Origin of the sequence: Haloarchaeobius pelagicus, from assembly GCF_051207375.1 — an archaeon.
Lineage (GTDB): Archaea > Halobacteriota > Halobacteria > Halobacteriales > Natrialbaceae > Haloarchaeobius.
This window is the reverse complement of record NZ_JBPJZD010000002.1, coordinates 1,084,857-1,108,075: the sequence shown is the minus strand read 5'-3', so window position 1 is coordinate 1,108,075 and position 23,219 is coordinate 1,084,857. Positions and strand designations below refer to the sequence as shown.

The 23,219-nt window shown below is 67.1% G+C and carries 19 protein-coding genes; 12 read left to right on the top strand and 7 right to left on the bottom strand.

From position 1 onward, the window contains the following. Window positions 1-3: 3 nt before the first annotated feature. Complete coding sequence (locus tag ACSC1S_RS18170; RefSeq protein ID WP_435365512.1) at window positions 4-774, bottom strand: topoisomerase DNA-binding C4 zinc finger domain-containing protein; 771 nt, start codon at window positions 772-774, stop codon at window positions 4-6. Window positions 775-1,130: 356 nt separating this feature from the next. Here ACSC1S_RS18170 and ACSC1S_RS18165 point away from each other — a divergent pair, with 356 nt between their 5' ends. Then, entirely contained in the window at window positions 1,131-1,790 is a 660-nt protein-coding gene (locus ACSC1S_RS18165) for an HAD family hydrolase (RefSeq protein ID WP_435365511.1), read from the top strand. Here ACSC1S_RS18165 and ACSC1S_RS18160 read toward each other — a convergent pair. The 3 genes from ACSC1S_RS18160 to ACSC1S_RS18150 form a co-directional block, all read right to left on the bottom strand. Continuing rightward, the gene (locus ACSC1S_RS18160) at window positions 1,682-2,263 is read right to left on the bottom strand and encodes a hypothetical protein (RefSeq protein ID WP_435365510.1); all 582 of its coding nucleotides are present in this window, start codon (window positions 2,261-2,263) and stop codon (window positions 1,682-1,684) included. The genes ACSC1S_RS18165 and ACSC1S_RS18160 overlap by 109 nt on opposite strands. Window positions 2,264-2,340: 77 nt before the next feature. Continuing rightward, window positions 2,341-4,686: a DEAD/DEAH box helicase gene (locus tag ACSC1S_RS18155; protein ID WP_435320194.1), complete on the bottom strand. Its 2,346-nt coding sequence runs from the start codon at window positions 4,684-4,686 to the stop codon at window positions 2,341-2,343. 77 nt (window positions 4,687-4,763) lie between these two features. After that, complete coding sequence (locus ACSC1S_RS18150; RefSeq protein ID WP_435365509.1) at window positions 4,764-6,176, bottom strand: MATE family efflux transporter; 1,413 nt, start codon at window positions 6,174-6,176, stop codon at window positions 4,764-4,766. A gap of 138 nt (window positions 6,177-6,314) precedes the next feature. On the opposite strand from ACSC1S_RS18150, the gene lipA reads away from it, so the two are divergent. From lipA to pheA, 7 genes are all read left to right on the top strand, one after another. Continuing rightward, on the top strand, window positions 6,315-7,259 hold the full coding sequence (gene lipA, locus ACSC1S_RS18145; RefSeq protein ID WP_435365508.1) for a lipoyl synthase: 945 nt from the start codon (window positions 6,315-6,317) through the stop codon (window positions 7,257-7,259). 535 nt (window positions 7,260-7,794) lie between these two features. Then, the gene (gene pdhA, locus ACSC1S_RS18140) at window positions 7,795-8,901 is read left to right on the top strand and encodes a pyruvate dehydrogenase (acetyl-transferring) E1 component subunit alpha (protein WP_435365507.1); all 1,107 of its coding nucleotides are present in this window, start codon (window positions 7,795-7,797) and stop codon (window positions 8,899-8,901) included. 5 nt (window positions 8,902-8,906) lie between these two features. Further along, window positions 8,907-9,914 carry an alpha-ketoacid dehydrogenase subunit beta gene (locus ACSC1S_RS18135; RefSeq protein ID WP_435365506.1) on the top strand — a complete coding sequence of 336 codons (1,008 nt, stop codon included), beginning with the start codon at window positions 8,907-8,909 and terminating at the stop codon, window positions 9,912-9,914. Window position 9,915: 1 nt separating this feature from the next. Then, window positions 9,916-11,433, top strand: coding sequence for a dihydrolipoamide acetyltransferase family protein (locus tag ACSC1S_RS18130; protein ID WP_435365505.1), 1,518 nt, complete (start codon window positions 9,916-9,918; stop codon window positions 11,431-11,433). Window position 11,434: 1 nt separating this feature from the next. Continuing rightward, the gene (lpdA, locus tag ACSC1S_RS18125; protein ID WP_435365504.1) at window positions 11,435-12,895 is read left to right on the top strand and encodes a dihydrolipoyl dehydrogenase; all 1,461 of its coding nucleotides are present in this window, start codon (window positions 11,435-11,437) and stop codon (window positions 12,893-12,895) included. 89 nt (window positions 12,896-12,984) lie between these two features. Next, on the top strand, window positions 12,985-13,251 hold the full coding sequence (locus ACSC1S_RS18120; RefSeq protein ID WP_435365503.1) for a DUF8593 domain-containing protein: 267 nt from the start codon (window positions 12,985-12,987) through the stop codon (window positions 13,249-13,251). A gap of 55 nt (window positions 13,252-13,306) precedes the next feature. Next, window positions 13,307-14,113, top strand: a complete 807-nt coding sequence (pheA, locus tag ACSC1S_RS18115) for a prephenate dehydratase (protein WP_435365502.1) — start codon at window positions 13,307-13,309, stop codon at window positions 14,111-14,113. Between the two features lie 24 nt (window positions 14,114-14,137). On the opposite strand, the gene ACSC1S_RS18110 is transcribed toward pheA, so the two are convergent. Together ACSC1S_RS18110 and ACSC1S_RS18105 are read right to left on the bottom strand one after the other, a co-directional pair. Then, window positions 14,138-14,926 carry a plastocyanin/azurin family copper-binding protein gene (locus ACSC1S_RS18110; protein ID WP_435365501.1) on the bottom strand — a complete coding sequence of 263 codons (789 nt, stop codon included), beginning with the start codon at window positions 14,924-14,926 and terminating at the stop codon, window positions 14,138-14,140. A 93-nt stretch (window positions 14,927-15,019) separates the two neighbouring features. After that, window positions 15,020-15,748 (bottom strand): cupredoxin domain-containing protein, encoded by a 729-nt coding sequence (locus ACSC1S_RS18105; RefSeq protein ID WP_435365500.1) that lies wholly within the window; start codon window positions 15,746-15,748, stop codon window positions 15,020-15,022. A gap of 89 nt (window positions 15,749-15,837) precedes the next feature. On the opposite strand from ACSC1S_RS18105, the gene ACSC1S_RS18100 reads away from it, so the two are divergent. The 3 genes from ACSC1S_RS18100 to ACSC1S_RS18090 all read left to right on the top strand — a co-directional run bounded on the left by ACSC1S_RS18100 (window position 15,838) and on the right by ACSC1S_RS18090 (window position 17,153). Then, window positions 15,838-16,212, top strand: a complete 375-nt coding sequence (locus ACSC1S_RS18100) for an ArsR/SmtB family transcription factor (protein ID WP_435365499.1) — start codon at window positions 15,838-15,840, stop codon at window positions 16,210-16,212. Between the two features lie 2 nt (window positions 16,213-16,214). Beyond that, entirely contained in the window at window positions 16,215-16,490 is a 276-nt protein-coding gene (locus ACSC1S_RS18095) for a DUF7521 family protein (protein ID WP_261649488.1), read from the top strand. Window positions 16,491-16,742: 252 nt separating this feature from the next. After that, a complete protein-coding gene (locus tag ACSC1S_RS18090; protein WP_435365498.1) occupies window positions 16,743-17,153 on the top strand; it encodes an Hsp20/alpha crystallin family protein in 411 nt (136 codons plus the stop codon). Between the two features lie 310 nt (window positions 17,154-17,463). On the opposite strand, the gene leuS (ACSC1S_RS18085) is transcribed toward ACSC1S_RS18090, so the two are convergent. Continuing rightward, window positions 17,464-20,121: a leucine--tRNA ligase gene (gene leuS / locus ACSC1S_RS18085; protein WP_435365497.1), complete on the bottom strand. Its 2,658-nt coding sequence runs from the start codon at window positions 20,119-20,121 to the stop codon at window positions 17,464-17,466. Between the two features lie 157 nt (window positions 20,122-20,278). Between leuS (ACSC1S_RS18085) and leuS (ACSC1S_RS18080) the strand changes: the two genes are divergently transcribed. Next, window positions 20,279-23,152 carry a leucine--tRNA ligase gene (leuS, locus tag ACSC1S_RS18080; protein ID WP_435365496.1) on the top strand — a complete coding sequence of 958 codons (2,874 nt, stop codon included), beginning with the start codon at window positions 20,279-20,281 and terminating at the stop codon, window positions 23,150-23,152. Window positions 23,153-23,219: the final 67 nt, after the last annotated feature.

The window sequence follows — 23,219 nt, the reverse complement described above, 5'->3', positions numbered from 1 at the left end:
ACCCTACGGCCCCGTCTCGGCCTCGACCCCGCCCGCATCGACCCAGTCGCCCTCGCACGTGCTGTCCAGACACCGCCGACCACTGGCAGTCTCGAACACCGGCAGCCCGCACTCGCAGGACGCGACGACGGTCCCGGCCGGGAACGAGAACCCGGTGTCGCAGTCGGGGTAGGCGTCACACCCGGCGAGCAGGCCACCCCGCCGGAGCACCCGCAGGTCGTCGCCACACTCCGGACAGTCCCACGCCCGGTCGAACCGCTCGACCACCGCACTGTCCAGCGACTCGCAGTCCCGGTCGATGCAGAGGTCCAGCGGTGCCCCGCGCTCGACCCGCATCCGGGGCAACCCACACTCGCACCGCCCGCCGTGGACCACCGCATCAGTTGGAATCCCGTGGTGGCGCTCGCAGTCGAGGCAGGTCACGGCCCGCCGGATCCTGACGAGTGCCCCCGAACAGTCGGGGCACCGACCCGCCGGTGTCCCGGCCGTACTGGTCGGATACGAGCCAGTGAGGTGGAGCTGGTGTGACTTCACGAGCAGGGTCTGGTCGCCGTCTCTGGCCCGCAGGTCCAGCTTGCCATCGTTGGTCACCCACACCTCGCTCGCCCGGGTGAGCCACGCGACCGGCTGGTAGCCCTTCGCGTCGTGGACCAGCACGGTGTCGTCCGGCTTGACGACGACCACGACGTGACCGCGATGCTCGACTCTGTCTGCGCCGTCGAAGACGACGCTGCAATCCCCCGCGAAGACGCGGACTGCTGCTCCGGCTGTCATGCCGGGGTTGGTCCCGTACTGGTATTTGAAGGGTGGTATCGCGACTGTCGCTGGATTTCCGGGTGGCGTGCGGGGACTCGCGTGCCGGAGGCCGCGAGTCGGAAGCGCGCGAGGGATGAGAAGCGCAGCCGGAGGCGAGCATCGGAATCGGCTGGGGAGGGTGTGGTGCGGGACGGTGCTGTGCGGGGCGGTGGCGGTCTCCATCGCCATCGGCGCGAGTGAACTGCTCGTCGCCACGAACAACAGCGACACCAACTCCCGAAACACCAGTCGAAACACCAGCCACAGCAGAAGCAGATGCCAACGCACAGACCCACCCAAACGAAGTACCCCGACCCCATCCACGCAACCAACACATGAGTCACGATGCAGTCCTCTTCGACATGGACGGCGTACTGGTCGACTCCGAGGACTACTGGGTCGAGCGCGAGCGCGAGGAACTGCTCCCCTGGGCGGTCCCCGACGAAGAGGTAGAAGTCCGCGAAATCACGGGCATGAACTACCGCGAGATACACGACTACCTCGCCGAGCACTACGACGTGGCCGTCACCAAGCAGGAGTGGGTCGACCGCTTCGACGACACGGCCGAGGCCATCTACACCGAGAAGGTCGAACTCCTGCCCGGGTTCGCGGACTGGCTGGTCGCCCGCCGCGAGCAGGGCATTCCCATGGCCATCGTCTCCTCCTCGCCCCACGACTGGATCGACCTCGTCTGTGCCCGGTTCGACCTCGACTTCGACGCGGTCGTCAGCGCCGAGGACATCGACGTTCCGGGCAAGCCCGAACCGCACATCTTCGAACACGCCGCGGGCGAACTCGGCTTCGCACCCGAAGACTGCATCGCGGTCGAGGACTCCGAACACGGCATCGACTCGGCGGTCGCCGCGGGCACGACCTGTATCGGGTATCACTCGGGCGCGGACGCGTCGGTCGACCTCTCCAACGCCGAGTTCGTCGTGGACTCGCCTGAGGACCTGCTGGCGACGGTGGACGAGCTGCTAGGCATCGAGGGCTGAACCGGGGCGTTCTCGACAGTCGCGGCCACGGCGTCGACCTCGTCGTCGAGAACCGGGTCGAAGCAGTCCCTGGCGGTTGCCACAGACACGTTCTCCGCGACGAGTTCCGGTGTCGACTCTCGCGGGTCGTCAGGGGCGTGCCACCACCGGAGCGCCGCGACGACAGCCAACCAGAGGAAGCCAGTCCAATTCGGCAGTCCGACCGAGGTCGCGAGTTCAGCGAATAGCGAAATCGGTGCCAGTCCCATCATTCCCCACCAGAACGTGCTCTGGGTGGTGAACCACTGGCGCTTCGCCGCGTTCTCACGCTCCTGGACGATGCCCGCCCCGTCACCCGCCGGCACGGCCCGGTGTTTCGCTTCACCCTCGTCCGCACCGGGATACCGCACCACGTCGACCCGGTCGCCGACGGCCGCTGGCGGAATCCGGAATCCGTCGGCTGCTGGATTGCCGTCACCACCTGCGGGGGACATACCCGGCGGTACCGACCACGAGTATTTAATTTCCGGCCATTCATCCGAACCGAAAAGCAGCTGCCGCCTCGCGAGAATCAGTCCTGCACCCGCACCGTCCGCGTTTCAGTAACCGGCACCAGCGGGATGTTCGCGAACGCGACCGACACCTCGTACGTGAGCTCGTCGTCGGTCGCGCCGAAGACGCCGACCGGGACCGTGGTCTCCCCGTCGAGGTACGTCTCGGCCGCGGACATCTCGACGCCGTTGACAGTCACGCGGACCCCGGCAGAGCCGCTGCCGCCGTCGTTGCGGACCGTCACGTCGCACATCTCGTTCTCACCGCGGGCGATGGTACTCGGGAAGTCGCCCCACTCCACCGAGATATCGGGCAGCTTCTTCGCACCCTCGTACACCTGCTCGGCGACGCCCTCGGAGAGGCCAGCCGTGACGAGTCCCTCGACACCGGCGTCGACCGCGTCGGCGGGCGTCTGCAGGCCCTCCTTGGCGAGCTTGCTGGCGCGGCCGGGGCCGACCCCGTCGATGGCGGTCAGTCCCACCGCATCGGGCGCGACCCCGTTCTCGACGCGGGCCTCGACCCGGCGGGCGACGTTTGTCGCGTGGGGGTTCGCGAAGCGGTCGAGGAACGCCTGCAGGGCGGCGAGCAGGCGTAGGCCGTTCTGCTTGATGACCCAGGCGTCAGAGCGCAGGTCGCCCGGGGTCGTCCCGTTCATCGACCCGACGAGGATGGCGAGTACCTTCCGGCCACCCGCGTCCATCTCGCCGGTGTCCTGGCCGACGAGCATCGCGTCGACCGCCTCCTTCTCGGACTGGCGGGCGCTCACGCTGTCGAACTCGGCGGCGGTCGCGACCGCCCCAAGCACACCCTTCTCGGTGATGCCCTCCGAGTCGGCGAGCGTCTTGAACCGTTCCGCGGTCTCCAGTCTGAGATAGTACTTCGAGGCGAGGACACCCAGGCCGGTCGCGGAGATGGCGAGGTCGTCACCGAGGTTGACGAAGCCGTGGTCGACCAGCGACTTGAGCACTTCGCGCACTCGCTCGCGGAGGTTCGCGAAGTCGTACTGCTCGGGTTCGGACTGGGCGCGCTGGTAGTAGAACGTCGTCTCCAGCCAGTCCATCACGTCGTCGAGGTCCCGCACCGTGCCCATCGCGATCTCCGCGTTGAGGTGCGCGTCGAGGTTCTCCGCGAGTCGGCTCTCTATCTCCTTGCCCTCGCGGAGCAGGCGTCGGTACTTGCCCGCGTCGGCGGCGTCACACACCACGTAGCCGTAGCCAACGTCGTCGTACCCCGGTCGCCCGGCGCGCCCGAGCATCTGGAGCACGTCCAGCGGGCTCATGTCGACCTCGCCCTCCAGGGGGTCGTGGAGCTTCGTGTCCCGGATGACGACACACCGGGCAGGGAGGTTCACGCCCCACGCCAGCGTCGACGTCGAGAAGAGCAACTGGAGTTTCCCCTGCTTGAACCACTCCTCGACGCGGTCCTTGTCGTTCTTCGAGAGGCCGGCGTGGTGGAACGCCACCCCGTCGATACAGGAGTTTCTGAGGGTATCGTTGTCGAGTTCCTGCGTCTCGGTGTGGAAGTCGTAGTCGCCGCGCGCACCCATCGCCACGTCGCGCTCTGCGACCTCGTCGCGGGCCTTCTTCGCGGCCTGGACGGTGTCCTGGCGCGAGGAGACGAACACGAGCGCCTGACCGTCGTCGTTCAGGTGCGGTTCTGCGAGGTCGATGGCGCGGTAGAGCCGCCGGTACTTGTCCGCGAAGGAGTTCTCGCCGTGACTGTACGTCTTCACGTCGGCGTGGAGGTCGACTGGGCGATACTCGTCGTCGAATTCGAAGGTGTTCTCGGGCGGCGCGTCGAGCCACGCGGCCACGTCGTCGATGTTGGGCATGGTCGCCGAGAGCGCCACCACGCGGGGCGCACAGAGCCGGCGTAGCCGGGAGACCGTGACCTCCAGAACCGCGCCGCGGCGGTCGGAATCCAGCAGGTGGACCTCGTCGATGACGCAGACGTCCACGTCCGTGATGAAGTCGTACCGCGTGGTGTCGTGCTTGCGGGTCGCCGAGTCGAGCTTCTCGGGTGTCATCACGAGGATGTCCGCGTGGCGCGCGCGGCGCGGGTTCAGATCGCGCTCGCCGGTGACGACGTACACCGAGTAGCCCAGTTCCTCGAAGCGGTCCCAGTCCGCCTCCTTCTCGTTCGTCAGCGCCCGTAACGGCGCGATGAACAGCGCAGTGCCCCCCATATCGAGCGCCCGACAGATGGCGAGTTCGGCCAGCGCGGTCTTCCCGCTGGCGGTCGGCGCGCTCGCGACGACGTTCTCCGACGAGTCGAGCAACGCCGGCAGCGCCTCCCGCTGCATGCGATTGAACTCCTCGAAGGCGAAGGCGTCGGCAAAATCTGGAACGACCTCGGCGACCTCCATTCTCGTTCCATAGCCAGTTCCCTGGTGTCAAGAACGTTTCCGTACCGGGGCGAAAGTGGTGTGCGGGGTCGAACCCGCTAGCTGGCCGACTCGGCGGCCCGGTCAGCCGCTCGCTCCATCATGCCGTCGCTGGTCTCGTACCAGTAGTAGAGGCCGAGGCCGATGGCGACCAGCACGTTCGAAATCGTCACACCCCAGAACACCGCGACCACGCCGTAGTCGAGCAGGTAGACGCCGACGAGTGCGACCGGCAGGCGGACGCCCCAGTACTGCGCCAGCGAGGCCACCATGCTGGTCCGGGTGCGCCGGGCCGCGTTGAATCCCGCCCGCAGGAGGTACGACGCGCCGATTGCCCAGTAGCCGACCGCGAGTATCTGGAGGTACGCGACCGTGAACGCGAGCCCGTCACCGGAGATGTCGGGGACGAACAGTCGGGCGATGGTCTCCGGGAACAGCAACTGGAGCCCGCCGAGGACCGCCATCGCGACCGTGATGATGCCGACGCCGGTCCAGGTGGTCTGGCGGGCGCGCCCCGTGTTGCCAGCGCCGAGGTTCTGGCCGACGATGCTCTGGGCCGCCTGCTGGAACCCGCCGGACGGGATCCACGCGATGGCCGAGATGCGCGACCCGAGCGTGTAGGCCGTGAGTCCCGCGGCTCCGCCTGCGACGAGGACGACGCTTATCATGACCAGTCGGACCGCGTCCTGGGCGACGCGCTGGCCGACGTTCGGGAGCGACACGTCGAGCATCTCCCGCCAGTCGCCGAAGTCCACGGTCGCCGACGCCCACGTGAACCGGAGCGTGTCGCGCAGGCCGAGCGCGTACGCGAATATCAGGACCATGCCGGCGACCCCCCCGATTGCGGTCGCGAGGCCAGCGCCTTCGACACCCATCGGCTCGATGGGGCCCCAGCCGAAGATGAGGATGGGGTCGAGCACCAGGTTGACCGCGACGGTCGTGACGTTGACCCACAGCGCGGCCCGGGCGTCGCCCCAGCCGACGAACCCACCCTCGACGGCGTCCGAGGCCGCCATCGCGGGGAATCCGAGGGCGTAGGCGACGAAGTAGGCGGTCGCTGGCGAGGCGACGTCGGTCCCCGGGTTGAGGGTCTCGACACTCCACCGAATGAACGGGCCCGCGCCGAGAATCGCGAGCGCCGTGATCGGGACCATGAGCACGATACCGAAGAGCACCAGTCCGTTGAAGGTGACGCGGCGGGCACCGGCCTCGTCGTCGGCCCCGATGCGCTGGGAGACGATTATCTGTGTCCCGATCATCGCGGTGGTGGCGACCGCCAGACAGATGGAGGCGAGCGGGAAGACCAGCCCGACCGCCGCGACCGCCTCTTCGCCGAGCTGCCCGACCCAGAAGGCGTCGACGACGAGTTGCGCGAACCGGACGAGGTTCTGCGCGATGAGGGGGGCGGCAAGGAGGAGCAGGGCCTGTGTGAGCGACCCTGACGTGATGTCATCACGTGACACGTCGAACATTTCGTGTTTGTAAACTGGTACACCTATCACATAAAACCCTGTCGACCATCACCGATGGAAACGGGCACTCGGTGGCGAGTTCACTGCCGGTCGGCACAATCCCCACGCTTTTTGTCCACCCGAACCGCAGGTTTTGCCATGAGTCGCTCGCGCAAGCCCGACTGGCTGAAGATGCGGCCGCCATCGGGCCGCCAGTTCACGGACATCAAGCAGACGCTCCGCGAGCACGACCTGAACACGGTGTGCGAGGAGGCCAACTGTCCGAACCTCGGCGAGTGCTGGAGCGGCCGTAACGGGTCGGGCGACGGCGGGACGGCCACGTTCATGCTGATGGGCCACCGCTGCTCGCGTGGCTGTAACTTCTGTGACGTCGAGACCGGCGGGATGGAGCCGCTGGACCCGGACGAACCCGCGAACGTCGCCTCCGCCATCGCCGAGATCGGACTGGACTACGTCGTCCTCACGTCGGTCGACCGGGACGACCTCCCCGACCAGGGCGCGGGCCACTTCGCGGAGACCATCCGCGAGATAAAGAAGCGACATCCCGGCATCCTCGTGGAGGTTCTCATCCCGGACTTCCAGGGCGAACCCGACCTCGTCCGGAAGATCATCGACGCCGAACCGGACGTCATCGCGCACAACATCGAGACCGTCGAGCGCCTCCAGTGGCCGGTCCGGGACCGCCGCGCCGGCTACGAGCAGTCGCTCTCGGTGCTCGAACAGGTCTCGCGAGAGTCCGACATCTACACCAAGACGAGCCTGATGCTCGGCGTCGGCGAGTACCACCACGAGATATACCAGACGCTCTCGGACCTCCACGAGCGAGACGTGGACGTGGTGACGCTGGGGCAGTACCTCCAGCCCTCACTGACCCACCTGGACGTCGAGCGCTACGTCCACCCCGACGAGTTCGATACGTGGCGCGAGGTCGCCGAGGACGAGCTGGGGTTCCTGTACTGCGCGTCCGGGCCGATGGTCCGGTCGTCGTACAAGGCCGGCGAGCTGTTCGTCGACGCGATTTTGCGGGATGGGAAGAGCGTGGAGGAGGCAAGGGATGCCGCCCGAAGGGTGGCTTCCGATTAGCCGAACGGCGAGTTTATGAGCCGTGAGGCACGCGAGGCGGCCCGTAGGGTCGCCTCGGACTAGCGAGCGGCGAATGGGAGACGCGACCGACGGGAGCGTCTCCAGTATCTGAACGGCGAGCGAAGCGAGGCGTGAAGCGGACTCACGAATCAGTATTTAAACCCGTGAGCGACACGCCACGGAAGCCGATGCTCGCCCCGGCGAAACTGCCAACCGTTTGAGATTCATGCAGGGGTGAGATGTCGACGCAGAACGTGGGTTCCGGTAACACGCGACAGCCCGAAATCGACCGCCGTATGGTACCGTGACCCACTGATAGAACCCGCCCAATCGTCCAGAATCCCGCGGGGAAAACCGTGACAGACCAACAAACACGGTGTATTCGCCCCGTGAATTTTAAACTTGTTCGGATTATCCGCAGATTCCCGTGAATCTTTGCGACAGTGTGGCAAGAATGAGTCCGAAAGCAACGTTTTTACGAAAACAATATAACGCGAGCGGGAGACGTGTCATACATGTCAAGGTGGGTTCTCCCGTGAGCACGCTACAGCACAACCCCCGAGACCGTGTGCAGGTACTCGACGACGCGGGTCGAGTCCTCGACGGTGCGGAGGTGCCGGACATCGACGACGACAAGCTCGTCGAGATGTACAAACAGATGCGGCTGGCCCGCCACTTCGACAAGCGAGCCGTCAGCCTGCAACGGCAGGGCCGCATGGGCACCTATCCGCCTCTCTCGGGGCAGGAAGGCGCACAGGTCGGCAGTGCCCACGCACTGGACGACGAGGACTGGCTGTTCCCGTCGTACCGCGAGCACGCCGCCGCGATGGTCCGTGGGCTCTCGCTGAAACGAACGCTGCTCTACTGGATGGGCCACGAACAGGGCAACGCCATCCCGGAGCGGTGCAACATCTTCACCGTCGCCGTCCCCATCGCGACACAGGTCGTCCACGGCACCGGGGCCGCCTGGGCCTCGAAGCTCAAGGGCGAGAACAAGGCGTTCATCACCTACTTCGGTGACGGCGCGACCTCGGAAGGGGACTTCCACGAGGGGCTCAACTTCGCCGGCGTCTTCGACACGCCGAACATATTCTTCTGTAACAACAACCAGTGGGCCATCTCGGTGCCGCGCGAGAAACAGACCGCCAGCGAGACCATCGCCCAGAAGGCGACCGCGTACGGCTTCGAGGGCGTCCAGGTCGACGGGATGGACCCCCTCGCGGTATACAAGGTCACCCGCGATGCCGTAGAGAAGGCGAAGAACCCCGACGACGACGAGTTGCGCCCGACCCTCATCGAGGCGGTCCAGTACCGCTTCGGCGCACACACCACCGCCGACGACCCGAGCGTCTACCGCGACGACGCCGAAGTCGAGAAGTGGAAAAAGAAGGACCCCATACCACGGATGGAGACGTTCCTCCGTAACCGGGGACTGCTCGACGACGAGCGCATCGAGACCATCACCGCCGAGGTGGAAGACGAGGTCGCCGACGCCATCAGTGCGGCCGAGGCCCTCGAACGTCCCGAGCCGGAAGAGATATTCAAACACGTCTACGCCGACACCCCCCGCAAGCTCCAGAGACAGCTGGAGTGGTTCAACGAGGTCCGTGAAGAGTTCGGCGACGACGCCCTGCTGGAGTGATACACATGTCTACGCAAGATACCCAAACCGAGACCGAGAACCTGACTCTCGTACAGGCCGTTCGTGACGGTCTGTACACGGAGATGAGCAACGACGACGACGTCATCGTCATGGGCGAGGACGTCGGCAAGAACGGCGGCGTGTTCCGCGCGACCGAAGGCCTCTACGACGAGTTCGGCGAGGACCGCGTCATCGACACGCCCCTCGCGGAGTCCGGCATCATCGGCACCGCCATCGGCATGGCTGCCTACGGCCTGAAGCCCGTCCCCGAGATCCAGTTCATGGGCTTCATCTACCCCGCCTTCGACCAGATCGTGAGCCACGCCGCACGCCTGCGCACCCGCAGCCGCGGCCGGTTCACGTGTCCGATGGTCGTCCGCGCCCCCTACGGTGGCGGCATCCGCGCCCCGGAGCACCACTCCGAGTCCACCGAAGCGATGTTCGCCCACCAGCCCGGCCTGAAGGTCCAGATTCCGAGCACGCCCTACGACGCGAAGGGGATGCTCATCTCGGCCATCCGCGACCCCGACCCGGTCGTCTTCCTCGAGCCGAAGCTCATCTACCGCGCGTTCCGCGACGAGGTCCCGACCGGCGACTACGAGGTCCCGCTCGGTGAGGCCGCGGTCCGCCGCGAGGGCGCGGACATCTCCGTGTTCACGTGGGGTGCGATGACCCGGCCGACGATGGAAGCCGCCGAGGAGCTCGCGGAGGAGGACGGTATCGACGCCGAGGTCGTCGACATCCGCTCCATCTCCCCGCTCGACGAGGACACCATCGTCGAGTCGTTCAAGAAGACCGGTCGCGCCGCCGTCGTCCACGAGGCACCCAAGTCGGGCGGCCTCGGCGGCGAGATCGCGACCATCATCCAGGAGGAGGCGCTCCTCTACCAGGAGGCACCGGTCAAGCGCATCACCGGCTTCGACACGCCGTTCCCGCTCTACGCGCTCGAGGACTACTACCTCCCCGAGCCGGCGCGCATCAAGAAGGGCATCCGCGAGGCGATGGACTTCTAAGATGGCCCGAGAATTCAAACTCCCCGACGTCGGCGAAGGCGTCGCAGAAGGCGAACTCGTGTCGTGGCTCGTCGAAGAGGGCGACACGGTCACCGAGGACCAGCCGGTCGCCGAGGTCGAGACGGACAAGGCCCTGGTCGAAGTGCCGTCCCCGTACAACGGGACGGTCAAAGAACTCCGCGCCGAGGCAGGCGAGATGGTTCCCGTCGGGAACGTCATCATGGTCTACAACGTCGAAGGCGAGGACGACCTCGACGCCGTCGGCGCAGACGAACCGGCAGAGGCCGAGGCGGAAGGCGCGGCAGAAGCCGACGCCGGTGCAGAGGCCGAAGCCGAGACGCCCTCGGGCCGCGTGTTCGCACCCCCGAGCGCCCGCCGGCTCGCCCGCGAACTCGACGTCGACATCAACGCGGTCTCGGGTACCGGCCCGTCGGGCCGCATCACCGAGCAGGACGTCCGCGCCCACGCGGAGTCCGGCGGCGAGCCCGAACCCGCAGAGCCCGCGTCGGCAGAGGCAGGCGCAGCCGAGAGCGCCTCGGAGCCCGCAACCGCCGACTCCGGCAGTTCGGGCGGCCAGGCAGCCCAGACCATCCAGCGCGAGGCCGCCGACCGCGACAAGACGCTCGCGGCACCCGCGACGCGGCAACTCGCCAAGGAGAAGGGCGTCGACCTCAACGCCGTTCCCGCCACCGAGGAGCGCGAGGGGCAGGCGTTCGTCACGCCCGAGGCCGTCACGGAGTACGCCGAGGCCCAGCAGCAGGCCCAGCAGGCCGACGTGGCCACACTCGCAGCCGGCGAGGACCGCCCGCGCGAGGAGCGCATCCCGTACAAGGGCGTCCGCAAGGCCATCGGCGACCAGATGCAGAAGTCGAAGTACACCGCCCCGCACGTCACCCACCACGACGAGGTCGACGTGACCGGGCTGGTCGAAGCCCGCAAGGAGCTCAAACCCCACGCGGAGGAGAAGGACATCAAGCTGACGTACATGCCCTTCGCGATGAAGGCGGTCACCGCCGCCCTCAAGGAGTACCCGCGGCTCAACTCGTCGCTCGACGAGGAGAACGGCGAGATCGTCCAGAAGAACTACTACAACGTCGGCGTCGCCGCGGCGACCGACGCGGGCCTGATGGTCCCCGTCGTCAAGGACGCGGACAGGAAGGGCATGCTCCAGCTCTCCTCGGAGATGAACGAGCTGGTCGCGAAGGCCCGGGACCGCTCCATCGCCCTCGACGAGATGCAGGGCGGGACGTTCACCATCACGAACGTCGGCGTCATCGGCGGCGAGTACGCCACCCCCATCATCAACCACCCCGAGGTCGGCATCCTCGCGCTGGGTGCCATCAAGAAGAAACCGCGCGTCGTCACCGACGAGAACGGCGAGGACAGCATCGAGATCCGCCACGTCATGACGCTCTCGCTCTCGTTCGACCACCGGATCGTCGACGGGGCGTACGCGGCACAGTTCACCAACAAGGTCAAGGAGTACCTCTCGAACCCCAAGCTCCTGCTACTCGAATAATATGGTCGTTGGAGACGTCACGACAGGAACGGACGTACTGGTAATCGGTGCCGGACCGGGCGGCTACGTCGCCGCCATCCGCGCCGGACAACTCGGGCTCGACGTCACGCTCGTCGAGAAGGACGCCTTCGGTGGTGCCTGCCTGAACCGCGGGTGCATCCCGTCGAAGGCGATGATCACCGCCTCCTCGCTCGCCCACGACGCGGGCAGCGCCGAGGAGATGGGTATCCACGCCAACCCGGCCGTGGACCTCTCGCAGATGGTGAACTGGAAGGACGGTATCGTCGACCAGCTCACCGGCGGCGTCGAGAAGCTCTGCAAGGCCAACGGCGTCAACCTCGTCGAGGGCACCGCGGAGTTCGCCGGCAACGACAAGGTCCGCATCGTCCACAGCGGCGAGGGCCAGGGCTCGGAATCCATCGAGTTCGAGCACTGCATCGTCGCGACCGGCTCGCGGCCCATCCAGATCCCGGGCTTCGAGTTCGACGAGGAGCACGTGCTCTCCTCGAAGGGTGCGCTGGAACTGGAGGAGATTCCGAGCGAACTCGTCGTCGTCGGCGCGGGCTACATCGGCATGGAGCTCGCGACCGTCTACGCGAAGCTCGGCACCGACGTCACGGTCGTCGAGATGCTCGACGACGTGCTCCCGCCGTACGAGGACGACATCAGCCGTATCGTGCGCAAGCACGCCGAGGACCTCGGTATCGACTTCCACTTCGGCTACTCCGCCTCCGGCTGGGAGGAGCGTGCCGACGGCCGCGGCATCACCGTCACCGCGAGCCCGGCAGCAACCGACGGCGGCCAGGCCGCCGAAGCCGAGGCCGAGGAACTCCAGCTCGACTGTGACAAGGTGCTCGTCGCGGTCGGCCGCCAGCCCGTCACCGACACGGTGAACCTCGAAGCGGCAGGCGTCGAGACCGACGAGAAGGGCTTCATCCCGACGGACGACCGCGCCCGCTCGAACGTCGAGAACATCTTCGCCATCGGCGACGTCGCCGGCGAGCCGATGCTCGCCCACAAGGCGTCGAAGGAGGGGCAGGTCGCCGCCGAGTTCATCGCCGGCGAACCCGCCGCGCTCGACTACATGGCGATGCCCGCCGCGGTGTTCACCGACCCCGAAATCGGGACGGTGGGACTCACGAAGCAGCAGGCCGAGGAGGAGGGCTTCACCCCCGTCACGGGCAAGTTCCCCTTCCAGGCCAGCGGTCGTGCCCTCTCGACGGGCGAGACCGATGGCTTCGTCCGCGTCGTCGCCGACGAGGACTCGGGCTTCCTGCTCGGCGCACAGATCGTCGGCCCCGAGGCCAGCGAACTCATCGCCGAACTCTCGCTCGCCGTCGAGATGGGTGCCACGCTCGAAGACGTGGCGGCGACGGTCCACACCCATCCGACGCTCGCCGAGGCCGTGATGGAGGCCGCCGAGAACGCGCTCGGCCACGCCATCCACACGCTGAACCGGTAACCCGACCCGTTTTCTCGTTCGCGTTCGCCGCCACCGACCAAAGCCTGTTAGGCTACCTCTCAAAGGTCCCCGACCGCCAAGTCCGCCATATGGCTCGCGGCTTCCGGCGCACCGACGAGGGTAAGCACGTCTTCACAGCGGACGGCGAACTTGTCGGCCGAATCGAGCGCGTCGATGACGGGCAGGCAGTGGTCGATCTCGGCAGGGGCCTCCCCGCCAGTCGGGTCCGCCACGCCGTCGACCAGAACACGCGCGGACAGTTCGTCCTCGAACCGAGTCACGTCGCCTCCTTCGATGGGCCCGACCGGCTGACGCTCCGGGCGATGCGGGCATCCGGGTCGCGCCAGACGTTATGACTGGGCTGACTGTGGCCCCGACGTGTTTTTCCGCGGGGCGGGTGTATCGCCAGCCATGACAGTCGTCACGCTGGGGCCCGAGGGCACGTACTCGCATCGTGCCGCCCGCGCGGTCGCCGAGGACGTGTCGTTCCGCGAATCGGTGACGAGCATCGTCGAGGCCGTCGCCGAGGGCGAGGCCGACCGCGGTGTCGTCCCCATCGAGAACAGTATCGAGGGCAGCGTCACGGAGACGCTCGACGCCCTCGCGAGCTACGAGGTCGCAGTCCTCCAGGAGGTCGTCACGCCGATACGGCACGCGCTGCTCGCCCAGTCAGACGAGTTCGACACGGTGTCCAGTCACCCGCAGGCGCTCGCGCAGTGCCGGGAGTACCTCGATGAGAACTACCCCGACGTGGCGCGCGAACCCGCTGCGAGCACGGCCCAGGGCGTCGAGCACGCTCGCGAGGACGAGACCGTCGCGGCCATCGCCCACCCGGGCACCGCCGACGAGACCGTCAAAGTGCTCGCCTCGGACATCCAGGACCGCACCTCGAACGCGACCCGCTTCTTCGTCGTCGCCCCGCCCAGCGCGGGGTCGGAAGCCGGCGGCAAGTCCTCGTTCGTGGTGTACCCGAACACGAACTACCCGGGGCTGTTGCTCGAACTCCTGCAGCCGTTCGCGGACCGCGACATCAACCTGAGCCGCATCGAGTCCCGACCCTCTGGCGAGCGCCTCGGCGACTACGTGTTCCACATCGACGTCGACGCCGGCCTGTACGAACAGCGCACGAAGGACGCCCTCTCGGTCATCGAGGACATCGCCGGCAACGGCTGGGTGCGGGTGCTCGGGTCGTACGACGTCCGGACCGTCCTGGAGTAACTCGGGCTGGAGTCGCTCGGGAGCTCAGTCCTCCATGAGCGTCCACCTGGCTGCGTCCCTGAGTTCCGCGAGTCGTTCTCGAGCCATCTCGGGGATACTCGACTGTGCTGCCGCCAGCCCGGGCTGGCCCTCGAAATCAGGGTACCCGACCACGACGGTCCCGACCATGCCCAGGCTGTGGTGTGGAATGCAGTAGTAGTCGTACACCCCCTCCTGCGCGAACGTCTGCTCGAACGTGTCGCCGGTTTCGGTGCGCGTTCCGCTATCCCACGACGCGGCACCGACCGGTATCCGGTTAGGCTGGCCGTTCGCCGTGGTGTAGGCGGTCGTCGAGTGGACGCCACTGGCCAGTTCGAAAGAGACCGTCGAGCCGGCCGTCACCCAGACCAGCGGCGGGTCGAACCGGTTCCCGACGGTGTCGGTCACCATCCGGACGGTCGCGCCGTCGCTCGGCGTGGACGGGGTCGCGATGGCTCCGCGGTCGGTGCCGTCGCCGTGGTGGTGTCCGTGATGCGAGCCGTATTCGCCCTCGCCGTGATGTGGGCCGTACCCCTCACCGTGATGTGGGCCGTATTCGCCCTCGCCGTGATGTGGGCCGTACCCCTCACCGTGATGTGGGCCGTATTCGCCCTCGCCGTGATGTGGGCCGTACCCCTCACCGTGATGTGGGCCGTAGTGCGGCCCGTGCTCCTCGCCGGGTGAGCCAGTCGTCGGCGTCGCCCCGGGACGTGCCTCGGTGAGACAGCCGGCGAGCCCCAGCAGGACGCCCCCGCCGGTGGCCCGCAGGACTGCCCGTCTCGTGTGCTCGCGCATGGTTCTCCAGCAGTAGATACGGCTGTCGAGGAGAAGGGGATACTGCTGGGTCTCACCGGGTGAGAACGACGAAATCGAGAGCCGCGGCGTCCGTCAGCTGTGGTCGTGACCGCCACCCAGCACGTCCATACACATCTCGTTCAGCTCGGTGATCTTCGACCGGGCGTCCGCCGGGAGTTCGGACTGTGGTTCCGCCAGGCCGGGCTGGCCGTCGGTTCCGGGCTCACCGACGATGACGCTCCCGATCATCCCCATCCCGTGGTGCGGGATGCAGTAGTAGTCGTACACGCCCGGCGTCTCGAACGTCTGCTCGAACGTCGCGCCGGACTCGGTGAGCGTTCCACTGTCCCAGCCCTCGGCAGCGTCGGGGATGCGCCGCGGCTGGTCGTTGTCGGGGGCGTACGCCGTCGCGGTGTGTGCACCGCTGGTGAGTTCGAACGTGACGGTGCCACCCTGCTCGACCCAGACGACGTGGGGTTCGAAGTGCTGGCCCGAGTCGGTCGTCTTCATCGTGACCGTCGCGCTGTGAGAGGGCGATTCAGGGAGCGAACTCCCGTGGCCGTGTCCGTCGTCGTGGCCAGTCTCCGTCTCGTCGTGGTGGCCGGTCTCCGTCTCGTCGTGGTGACCCTCCTCGTCGTGCTCGCTGTCCTCGTCGTGGTGGCCGGTCTCCGTCCCGTCGTGGTGGCCCGCCTCGTCTGCCGTCGTGTCCGTGGCAGTCCCAGCGCCACTGCCACCGACACAGCCAGCCAGCGCGAGTATCGACGCACTGCCGGCTGCTTTCAGCACGGTTCGTCGCGTCCGGGAATCGCTTTCGTCTACCATATTCGGGGCACCTCTACCTGAGTGTACGAGACGGGGGAAAAAGCAAACGTCGCCGTTTTGCTCGTGGTGCGAAACGCCCGTTCTTTTAAGTGCTGTTCGCCGAATTCTCCGACGTGGCCGACGAGCAGGACGCCGACGCGGTCCTCTCGCTACTCGGTGACGAGTACGTCCGCGAGATACTGGCCGCGGCGAGTCGTGAACCGCACTCCGCCAGCGACCTCAGCGAGGTGTGTGACGCCTCGCTGTCGACCGTCTACCGGCGTGTCGACGACCTGCTGGAACACGACCTGCTCGTCGAATCGACGCGGATCGACGCCGATGGGACCCACGTCAGCGTCTACGAGACAGCCGTCGAGGGCTTCCACGTCGGGCTGGCTGACGGCGAGTTACGACTCGACCTCGACCTGCTCGACGACCCGGCACAGCGGTTCGCACAGATCTGGGAGGGAATCAAGAACTCGTAACCATGCACATCGAACTCGTCATCGCGAAACTCATCACTCTGGTGCTCGGCCTGCTCATCGCCTACCAGGCGTTCCGGGGATACCAGACACACCGGAGTGCCCCGATGCTGTACGTGGCTATCGGGTTCGCCATCATCAGTATCGGCGCTGTTATCGAGGGCGTCCTCTTCGACGTGGTGGGCTGGTCCATCTTCCTCGCGGGGCTGGTCCAGACGCTCGTCGTCGCCATCGGGATGCTGTTCGTACTCTACTCGCTGTACGGGAACACCTCGTTCTGAGCGTTCTGAAAAGCGCGGCGCGACACGTCGGTGGATGGACGTGCGGCCGGAATGAGCAGCGAGGGCGGCTGGCCAACTCCCCCTTCCTGTCGGCTGTCGCCGCCTACCCATGCGTACGGAGTGCGGAGATATGTACGTATCGGGGTAGTGCAGCCTGCTGAACACGCATTTCCCTGAATACTTCAAACCCACACGACAGGGGCCCGGAGGGAGTCGATTTTAAGGTATCAGCGACCGTATCAGTCGCCTGTGATGCGACGAAATCCGTTCGACGAGATCGAGGAGATGTTCGACCGCATGGGTCGCCAGTTCGAACAGACCGGGATGACACCGCTGGAGACGGTCCCCATCGACATGCAGGACCACGGCGACGAGTACGAGGTCATCGCCGACCTGCCCGGGTTCGACAGCGACGACATCGACCTGACGTTCTCGGAGGGCACGCTCCACCTCGACGCCTCGCGCGAGGAGGAGACCGAGGAGGAAGGCGAGGGTCACTACATCCACCGGGAGCGCCGCGAATCCGTGAGTCGCAGCGTCCGGATTCCGGAGGCGGTCGACGAGGACGCCATCACCGCATCGTACAACAACGGCGCGCTGACGATTCGGCTGCCGAAGGAAGAGGCAGCGGAAGACGAGGGGCACACCATCGACATCAGCTGATATCGGCCGTCTTCGGTATTTCTCGTTCGGGCCAGTTCTATCATCCAGCGACAACGCTCGGGAGTGGTGCTGGTGGTGACAAGCATGTGACTCGCGCCGATGGTAATGGAGACCGCCCCGCACAGCACCACGACCGCACCACACCCTCCCCAGCCGATTGCGGTCCTCGCTTCACTCCACTACGTTCCGTTCCGCTCCGGTCCTCATCCCTCGCGCGGCTTCGAGTCGGCCGTCTCGCTGTCGCTCGCGACCGACTCAGCGCGCGCCAGATAGAAAATCCGGCAGAAAACAGAAACCAGCTACTCGCGGCTCAGTCCTCGTGGACCTGAATCGCGGGACGCCCGGGGCGGGCCTTCTTCGCCACGCCCTCGTCGGCTTCCTCGGCCGCGAGCACCTGCACGGGCACGTCGAACTCGTCCTCGACGAGCCAGGTCGCGCGTTCCAGGGCCTCGCGCTCGCGCTCGGGCGGGAGCGCCTCGGAGAGCCCGGGGTGTTCGGCGGCGAGGTCCTTCGCGAAGTCCGCAGCAGCAGAGCCCTGCTGGCGGAGTTCCTCGTCGCGCATCACGGAGCCGACCACGTCGTCGTCGGCGTCGATGGCGAGTTCGAGGGCGCGGTGCTTCCACTGCGGCGCGACGACCACGTCGATACCGGTGGGGTCCTCGATGCCGGCCACGTCGATGATCTGGCGGACGTCCTCGCGGGTGTTCTCGACCAGGGTGCGCTCGCGCTCGTGGTCGGTCACGTCGCTGGCCTGCGCGGGCCAGTCGGCGGTGGCGACGAAGCCCGACTCCTCGCCGGCGAGTTCGGTCCAGGCCTCCTCGCAGACGTGGGGCGCGATGGGTGCGAGCATCGTGACGGCGGCCTCGACGCCGCGGGCGACCACGCCGGGGTCGGCGTCGTCGCGGCCGCGGTAGCGGACGAGCAGGGTGACGAGTTCGTCTATCTCGCGGGCGGCGAGGTTGAACTGCATCTCGTCGAAGTGGGTCGCGGCGGCCGCGATGGTCGCGTCGGTCTCACGGGAGACGTACGCCGCGGCGGGCGAGTCGGTGTCCGGGGTGGCGTCGAGGTCGACGTCCTCGGCCAGCCGGTAGAGGCGCTGGAGGAACTCGTGGCTGGAGCGGACGCCCTCCTCGCTCCACGGGAAGTCCTTGTCCGGGCGGGCCGCGCGCAGGACGAACAGGCGGGCGGTGTCCGCGCCGTACTCCTCGACGATGCGCTCGGGCGAGACGCCGTTACCCTTCGACTTGGACATCTTCGCGCCGTCCTCGCCCAGGACCATCCCCTGCGTGACGAGGGTGTCGAACGGCTCGCGGTGGTCCAGCAGGTCGAGGTCGGCGAGCGCCTTCGTGACGAACCGGGAGTAGAGCAGGTGCATCACGGCGTGCTCGATGCCGCCGACGTACTCGTCGACCGGCATCCAGTCGTTGGCGCGCTCGACGTCGAACGGGGCGTCCACCATGTCGGGCGCGATGAAGCGCAGGAAGTACCACGAGGAGTCGACGAACGTGTCCATCGTGTCCGTCTCTCGCACCGCGTCGCCACCACACTCGGGACAGTCGGTGTGCTTCCACTCCTCGGCGGCGTCGAGCGGGTTTCCGGTCGTGTGGACGAACTCGGGGAGTTCGACCGGCAGGTCCTCGTCGGGGACCGAGACCGGCCCACACTCGTTACAGTGGACGATGGGAATCGGAGTGCCCCAGTAGCGCTGCCGGGAGACGCCCCAGTCACGCAGCTGGTACTGGACCGCGGACTCGGCACCGGGCAGGTCCTCGGTCAGGGCATCGCGGGCCTCGGCGCTCGACAGGCCGTCGTACTCGCCGGAGTTGACGAGGACGCCGTCCTCGGTGTAGGCCGCGTCGTCGACGTCGACCTCGACATCGTCGTCCTCGGGAGCCACGACCTGCGTGATGTCGATGTCGTGGGACTGCGCGAAGGCGTGGTCGCGCTCGTCGTGGGCCGGGACGGCCATCAGCGCGCCCGTCCCCACGTCGCTCAGGACGAAGTCGGCAACATAGACAGGAAGGTCCTCGCCGGTCGCCGGGTTCGTCGCGGTGAGGTCGGTCTTCACACCCTGAGGCTCGTCGCCCTCGGGGTCCGCCACTTCGTCGACGAAGTGGGCCACGTCGTCGTCGCGCTCGGCGGCGGCCTCGGCCAGCGGGTGGTCCGGGGCGAGCGCGAAGTAGGTCGCGCCGTGGATGGTGTCCAGCCGGGTGGTGAAGGCGGTCACGTCCTCCTCGCCGTCCGGGGTCTGGATGGTGAACGGGATCTCCGCGCCCTCGGTGCGGCCGATCCAGTTGCGCTGCATGTCCCGGACGTTCGTCGGCCAGCCGTCGAGGTCGTCGATGGCGTCGAGCAGCTCGTCGGCGTACTCCGTGATGCGGAAGAACCACTGGTCGAGTTCGCGCTCGCCGACCGGGGTGTCACACCGCCAGCAGCGTTCGTCGTCGCCCTCGACCTGTTCGTCCGCCAGCACGGTCTCGCAGGAGGGACACCAGTTCACCTCGCTGGCCTTCTGCTCGACCAGCCCGGCCTCCTTGAACCGGGAGAACATCCACTGGTTCCAGCGGTAGTAGTCCGGGTCGCAGGTCTTGACCTCGCGCTCCCAGTCGTAGCCGAAGCCCAGCGACTCGAACTGGTCGCGCATCTGCTCGATGCAGCGTTCGGTCCACTCGCGGGGGTTGGTGTCGCGCTCGTTCGCCGCGTTCTCCGCGGGGAGGCCGAAGGAGTCCCAGCCCATCGGGTGGAGCACGTCCTCGCCCTGGAGGCGCTGGTAGCGGGCGTACGCGTCCGTGATGGCGTAGTTCCGCACGTGGCCCATGTGGAGCTGGCCGGACGTGTACGGGAACATCGCCAGGACGTACTGCGGGTCGGTCGCGTCGTCCTCGACGCGGAACACGTCCGCGTCGTCCCATGCATCCTGCCATCGTGGCTCGATTCGTGTGTGGTCGAACCCCTGCTGTCGCTGCATAGATATCTCGTTGCCTGAGCCGACGATACGCAGCGTGAAAGGCTTTTCAATCCGACAGCGCGGGACCGGTCGGCTCCCGGCGATTCTGCCCGGGTGCCGAGCCGGCCCCCACCCCCCTGCGGCTGGCTTTTTATCGTCTCCACGCGAATCGAAGGGTATGGAGTACGTCCCCCAGACACTCGAACAGCGGTGGCGGGAGCGGTGGACCGAGGCGGGCCGGTACGAGGCCACGCCCGACCCCGATTCGGACGCCGAGCCGACCTTCGTGACGGTGCCGTACCCGTACCCCAGCGGCGGGATGCACATCGGGCACGCCCGGACCTACACCGTCCCGGACGTCTATGCCAGATATCGCCGCCAGCAGGGCGACAACGTGCTGTTCCCCATCGCGTGGCACGTCACGGGGACGCCCATCATCGGGGCGGTCGAGCGCCTGAAGAAGGGCGAGGAGAAGCAGCTCGACGTCCTCACGAACACGTACAACGTCTCCGAGGACACCCTCGAAGAACTGGAGACACCGATGGGCTTCGCCCACCACTTCATCGAGGAGCACTACAAGAAGGGGATGCAGCAACTGGGGCTCTCCATCGACTGGCGGCGGGAGTTCACGACGAACGACGAGCGCTACTCGAAGTTCATCACGTGGCAGTACGAGACGCTGCGCGACCGGGGACTGCTGGAGAAGGGGCTGCACCCGGTCAAGTACTGCACCGAGGAGCGCCAGCCGGTGACGACCCACGACCTCCTCGAAGGGGAGGAGGCCGAGTTCCAGGAGTACACGCTGGTCAAGTTCGGCGCAGAACTGGACGGCGCGGACGTGACCGTCCCGATGGCGACCCTGCGCCCGGAGACGGTCCGCGGGGTGACCAACGCCTTCGTCGACCCCGACGCCGACTACGTGGTCGCCGAAGTGGACGACGAGTTCTGGTTCGTCTCGAAGCAAGCGGCCGAGAAGCTCGACCTGCAGGGCCACGAGGTCGAAGTCCGCTACGAGTACTCGGGGACCGACCTCGTCGGCAAGCACGTCGAGAACCCGGTGACGGGCGACGACGTGCTGGTCCTCCCCGCGAGCTTCGTGGATGCCGACAACGCCACCGGGGTCGTGATGTCGGTGCCGGCGCACTCGCCGGACGACTACCTCGCACTGCAGGAGGCGAAGGAGGCGGCCGGAGCCGGGGAGATGGCCGAGTACGGCATCGACGCCGACGAAGTGGCAGCCATCGAACCCGTGCCGATCCTCGAAATCGAGGGCTACGGCGAGATTCCCGCGAAGTCCGCGGTCGAGGACGCTGGGATCACCGACAGCCAGGACCCCGACCTGAAGGCGGTCACCCAGGACCTCTACAACGCCGAGTTCCACTCGGGGGAACTGCTGGCGGAGTACGGGAAATTCGCCGGGAGAGTGGTCGAGGACGTGCGCGACCGCTTTAAACAGGAGTACCTCGGCGATGCGTTCGCCACCATGCAGGAGTTCTCCGAGGAGGTGGTCTGTCGCTGCGGCGGCGACGTGGAGGTCGCCAAACAGGAGACGTGGTTCCTGCGCTACAACGACGAGGACTGGAAGCGCAAGGCCCACGAGGCCGTCGCCGGGCTGGACGCCATCCCCGAGAACACCCGCGAGCGGTACGACCGCACCATCGACTGGCTGAACGAGTGGCCCTGCATCCGCAACTACGGGCTCGGGACCAGACTGCCGTGGGACCCCGAGTTCGTCATCGAGCCGCTGTCGGACTCGACCATCTACATGGCGTACTACACCATCGCCCACCGGCTGGACGACGTCCCGCCAGACGAGATGGACCACGAGTTCTTCGACACCCTGTTCTACGGGCCACAGAACGTCGATGAACCGCACCCGGCCGCCCTCGACCTCCGCGAGGAGTGGGAGTACTGGTACCCGGTCGATTATCGGTGTTCGGGCAACGACCTCGTCACCAACCACCTGACGTTCTACCTGTTCCACCACGCCGAGCTGTTCGAGTCCTCGAAGTGGCCACAGGGCATCACCGTCATGGGAATGGGCCTGCTGGAAGGCGAGAAGATGTCCTCCTCGAAGGGCCACGTCGTCTTGCCGGGCGAAGCCATCGAGAAGTACGGCGCGGACACGGTCCGGTTCTTCCTGATGAACTCGGCCGAGCCGTGGCAGGACTACGACTGGCGCGCCGAGCAGGTTTCCAGTACCAGGGACCAGCTCGACCGCTTCTGGCGGCGGGCCCAGAAGGTCATCCAGAGCACGGAAGGCGAGCGCGACCTCGACCAGATCGACCGCTGGCTCCTCTCCCGGCTACAGGACACCGTCGCGACCGTCACCGGGGCGATGGACCGCTTCGAGACGCGGACCGCCTCGCAGGCCGCCTTCTACAACTTCGAGGAGGACCTGCGCTGGTACCGCCGGCGGACCGATACGGCCAGAGCGGGCGCGAAGTGGACCCTGCGCACCGTCCTCGAGACCCGCCTGCGCCTGCTCGCCCCGTTCGTCCCGTTCCTGGCGAACGAACTCCACGAGCAGTTGACCGGGACGGCCGCCGAGGATGCCCCCTGGCCCGAGGTGGACGAGTCGCTGCGCAGTCCCCGTGACGTGGCCGCCGAGAGCCTGGTCGAGCGCCTCACCGAGGACATCAAGGGCATCCAGAAATCGCTCCAGAACGCCACCGAGGAGGTGCCCGAAGCCGACCCCGACGTGGTCCGGGTGACGGTCGCCGCCGACTGGAAGCACGACGTGTTCGGGACCGTCCACGAGGTCGGCCCGGACCAGGGGGCGGTGATGAGCGAGGTGATGAGCGACCCCGCCCTGCGCGAGAAGGGGAACGCGGTGAACGACCTGGTACAGGACCTCGTCGACCTCGTGCGCGAGACCGACGACGACCGCCTCGTGGAGCTGGCCGACCTCGCCGAAGCCGAGGTGTACGAGGACGCCGCCGACTTCCTCGGCCGCGAGTTCGACGCCGAGGTGGTCGTCGAAACCGAGGCCGACGACGCCGACACCGGCGCGGTCCCGTTCCGGCCGAGCATCGACCTCGAGGCGAACTGACCGGGCTGGTTCCGACCAGCACACCCTAACGGGTGCTTGCTTATTCGTCGGTAGCACCTATGGGGTG

What these genes read in the sequence shown, in the direction of transcription:
- ACSC1S_RS18130 (WP_435365505.1), top strand. Translation starts at nt 9,916, where the DNA reads ATGGCCCGAGAATTCAAACTCCCCGACGTCGGCGAAGGCGTCGCAGAA.
- ACSC1S_RS18120 (WP_435365503.1), top strand. Translation starts at nt 12,985, where the DNA reads ATGGCTCGCGGCTTCCGGCGCACCGACGAGGGTAAGCACGTCTTCACA.
- lpdA (WP_435365504.1), top strand. Translation starts at nt 11,435, where the DNA reads ATGGTCGTTGGAGACGTCACGACAGGAACGGACGTACTGGTAATCGGT.
- ACSC1S_RS18105 (WP_435365500.1), bottom strand. Translation starts at nt 15,748, where the DNA reads ATGGTAGACGAAAGCGATTCCCGGACGCGACGAACCGTGCTGAAAGCA.
- ACSC1S_RS18135 (WP_435365506.1), top strand. Translation starts at nt 8,907, where the DNA reads ATGTCTACGCAAGATACCCAAACCGAGACCGAGAACCTGACTCTCGTA.
- lipA (WP_435365508.1), top strand. Translation starts at nt 6,315, where the DNA reads ATGAGTCGCTCGCGCAAGCCCGACTGGCTGAAGATGCGGCCGCCATCG.
- ACSC1S_RS18165 (WP_435365511.1), top strand. Translation starts at nt 1,131, where the DNA reads ATGAGTCACGATGCAGTCCTCTTCGACATGGACGGCGTACTGGTCGAC.
- ACSC1S_RS18090 (WP_435365498.1), top strand. Translation starts at nt 16,743, where the DNA reads ATGCGACGAAATCCGTTCGACGAGATCGAGGAGATGTTCGACCGCATG.
- ACSC1S_RS18095 (WP_261649488.1), top strand. Translation starts at nt 16,215, where the DNA reads ATGCACATCGAACTCGTCATCGCGAAACTCATCACTCTGGTGCTCGGC.
- ACSC1S_RS18170 (WP_435365512.1), bottom strand. Translation starts at nt 774, where the DNA reads ATGACAGCCGGAGCAGCAGTCCGCGTCTTCGCGGGGGATTGCAGCGTC.
- ACSC1S_RS18160 (WP_435365510.1), bottom strand. Translation starts at nt 2,263, where the DNA reads ATGTCCCCCGCAGGTGGTGACGGCAATCCAGCAGCCGACGGATTCCGG.
- leuS (WP_435365497.1), bottom strand. Translation starts at nt 20,121, where the DNA reads ATGCAGCGACAGCAGGGGTTCGACCACACACGAATCGAGCCACGATGG.
- pheA (WP_435365502.1), top strand. Translation starts at nt 13,307, where the DNA reads ATGACAGTCGTCACGCTGGGGCCCGAGGGCACGTACTCGCATCGTGCC.
- ACSC1S_RS18150 (WP_435365509.1), bottom strand. Translation starts at nt 6,176, where the DNA reads ATGTTCGACGTGTCACGTGATGACATCACGTCAGGGTCGCTCACACAG.
- ACSC1S_RS18155 (WP_435320194.1), bottom strand. Translation starts at nt 4,686, where the DNA reads ATGGAGGTCGCCGAGGTCGTTCCAGATTTTGCCGACGCCTTCGCCTTC.
- ACSC1S_RS18110 (WP_435365501.1), bottom strand. Translation starts at nt 14,926, where the DNA reads ATGCGCGAGCACACGAGACGGGCAGTCCTGCGGGCCACCGGCGGGGGC.
- leuS (WP_435365496.1), top strand. Translation starts at nt 20,279, where the DNA reads ATGGAGTACGTCCCCCAGACACTCGAACAGCGGTGGCGGGAGCGGTGG.